General features: G+C 59.5%; 1 protein-coding gene. It reads left to right on the forward strand.

Translation table 11 applies throughout. From position 1 onward, the window contains the following. Window positions 1-118: 118 nt before the first annotated feature. Window positions 119-844 (forward strand): aminotransferase class I/II-fold pyridoxal phosphate-dependent enzyme (locus tag ACR0E6_RS21955; protein WP_480587318.1); only part of this gene is annotated, 726 nt, incomplete at its 3' end.

The raw sequence follows: 844 nt of genomic DNA on the forward strand, positions 1-844 counted from the left end.
CGGATTGCGGGCCACGCTAAACAACACCGCTAAAAGGTCAGGATGAAAGGCCCCTTTCGCTTGACCGCGTCTGGGGTTTTTTTGATGCGCCTCTGGGATTGAGGCCGAAAGGAATGACATGAGCGAGAACTGGACCAAACGCACCCAAGCCGTCCATGGCGGTATCCGTCGTAGTCAGTACAACGAGGTGAGCGAAGCGATCTTCCTGACCCAGGGCTTCGTATACGACACTGCCGAGCAGGCCGAGGCCCGGTTCCTGGAATGTGGCCCGGATGAGTTCATCTATGCCCGCTATGGCAACCCGACTGTGTCGATGTTCGAACAGCGTATCGCGGCGCTGGAAGGGGCCGAGGATGCGTTTGCCACGGCGTCCGGCATGGCAGCTGTCAATGGTGCGTTGACCTCGATGCTGAAAGCGGGGGACCATGTGGTCTCGGCCAAGGCGCTGTTCGGGTCGTGCCTGTTCATTCTGGAAAACATCCTGACCCGCTATGGTGTCGAGGTGACGTTTGTCGATGGAACCGATCTTGACCAGTGGAAGGCGGCGATCCGCCCCGACACTAAGGCCGTATTCTTCGAGTCCATGTCAAACCCGACGCTCGAGGTGATCGACATTGCCGCCGTTGCGGAACTGGCCCATTCGGTTGGTGCTCTGGTTCTGGTGGACAACGTGTTTTCGACACCGGTGTTCTCGCGCGCGGTCGAGCAGGGCGCGGATGTGGTGATCTATTCGGCGACCAAACATATCGACGGGCAGGGCCGGGCGCTGGGTGGTGTGATCCTTGGCACCAAGGAGTTTATCCGCGGCACGGTCGAACCCTACATGAAGCATACCGGCGGTGCA

The organism is Ruegeria sp. AP12 (assembly GCF_056540025.1).